Here is a 1,889-nt window from a genome sequence, read left to right on the forward strand (position 1 = left end):
GAGGCTCGACATGAAAGCGGATCGACATCAGACCAATGCTTCCTGCTTGCGTGCGCGCGCGGTCAGAGACTTGTCCAGTTGATGGTCCGAGCGCCTCGATGTTTCCAGGGTCTCTATGTGAGCGCCGGGCTGGCGTCTCACGGCGAAGAATTGGTGCTGGACCTCGAGCATCCGCCGGACCATTTCGATGAGCACTGCGTCGATCATCAGAACTTCTTCTCTGCCGCCATTTCCTCGTCGCGGGCGTGCCAGCCATCGGTCCAGGCGGATGCGAACACGTCCATGTCGGGCGTCCGGAACTCGGGCGGCACCGCCCTGAGGGCCTTGCCCGCGCCGCGCGCCTCATGCCCGAGCTGCCATGCGTCCGCGGCGCTTGGCCCGTCCGCCGGTTCGGCGGGCGGTTCGGCAGGCTGCCCGGTGACCTCGCCGGTATTCTCGTCCACCGTCTCCGCGCCGGACACCAGGCCCGCGGGCTCGGCGGTGGCGAAGTCTGACATCTGCGGCCGCATGGCGGGCGTGATGTCCTTCATGGCGGCGATGCGGCCGGCCTCGTCCTCGTCCATGACGCCGCTGAGGCCGAAGGCGTAGCGCGCCGCCTGGATCAGCGCCTTGTGGCGGAGCATGCGGTGCTTCATCTTCCAGGGATCGGTCGCCCTGAAGCACTCGCTCAGGAACTCCTCGACCTCGACCGGGTGCTTTCGATCCTTCCGGTACATGATGCATTTGCACGAGACGGGATCGCCCTTGGCATCGGTCTTCCATTCGAAGCGGTAGCCGTCCAGCTGGGGGTGCTGGTTGATGAGGCTCACCCAGCCATCGATCGAGACGACGGGCTGGATGCCGCCGCCCTTCTTCGGGAAGGCGTGGATCTCCTTGAGGATGGGGTTCAGATTGTATTCCTTGGCCACCATCATCAAGGCCGCGAACTCCTCGTTCGTGGCATTGGAGGGCATGGCGGTCTTGCGGACCGTGTTGGCGAAGGTCTGCGGGTCCATGTGATAGCGCTCCGCCATCACGGCGAGCAGCGATGGGGGGCGGACCTGTTTTGTATCGGAGGCGGCAATCTGGTTCATGGGTAGCATTCTCCTGTTCAGCGCACGGAGGCGACGGTGGTCTCGTGGATGCGGGTGCCGCTGAGCTCGCGGCCGCCGGCCTTGATGAAGGCGCGGACGGCCCGTTCGAGGCCGTCGGCGGGGATGTGGAAGCGGAGCGCCTCGAGATCGAGGGCTTCGCGGTCGATCTCGTCGAAGTCCCACTGGGTGCGGAGCGACGAGACGGCGCCATAGTCGCCCCGGGTGCGGGAAAGCTCGGCCGGCTTCGCGGCGGCGGCCTGGCTTGCCTTCACGAGGTCGGCGCTGGCCGTCTCGGCGGCCTTCTGGGCCGCGATGGCGGCCTCCAGGCTCGGCTCGTCCGTCAGGGCCCGGGCCTTCGCTTCGGCCTCACGGCGGGCCGTTTCGGCCGCCTGGCGGGCACTGCGCTCCCGCTCCTCGCGTTCCCGGCGGGCCCGGGCTTCCTTGTCGCGGAGATAGTCTGTTAGCCGCCGCTCGATGGCGGTCTTGGCCTTTGCGACCGGGTCCGTGATGGCCCGGAAGAAGCCGTCGATATTGCGCCCGCCCTCAAGATAGGGCTCCTTGGCATCGGTCCTCTTCGACTCCGCCGCCTTGGTGAGGGCGGTCAGCTGTTTGATGTAGTCCGACACGCGGCCGGCGACATCGTCGCTGTCGATCGCCGGAATGCGCGCGGCGGCGGCGAGGAGTTCGTCGCGGCGGGCGATCAGCTGGCCGTTCTCTTCCGCCAGCCTGTCGCGCAGGGGCTCGCCCAGCAGCAGGTCGGGGGGAGGGGAGTTGTGTCCGATCAGGCCGGTCAGGGCGTCAGGCATTGAACATGCT

The 1,889-nt window shown here is 67.4% G+C and carries 3 protein-coding genes; all 3 read right to left on the bottom strand.

Going from position 1 to position 1,889, the window contains the following annotated elements; all coding sequences use genetic code 11:
• Positions 1–27 precede the first annotated feature (27 nt).
• Entirely contained in the window at positions 28–207 is a 180-nt protein-coding gene (locus ACKOED_RS12865; protein ID WP_408916995.1) for a hypothetical protein, read from the bottom strand.
• A complete protein-coding gene (locus ACKOED_RS12870) occupies positions 207–1,073 on the bottom strand; it encodes a RecT family recombinase (protein ID WP_408916996.1) in 867 nt (288 codons plus the stop codon). Before ACKOED_RS12870 ends, ACKOED_RS12865 begins: the two co-directional genes overlap by 1 nt.
• A gap of 17 nt (positions 1,074–1,090) precedes the next feature.
• A partial coding sequence (locus tag ACKOED_RS12875; RefSeq protein WP_408916997.1) for a hypothetical protein occupies positions 1,091–1,889 on the bottom strand: 799 nt, incomplete at its 5' end.

Source organism: Aestuariivirga sp., assembly GCF_046093005.1.
Lineage (GTDB): Bacteria > Pseudomonadota > Alphaproteobacteria > Rhizobiales > Aestuariivirgaceae > Aestuariivirga.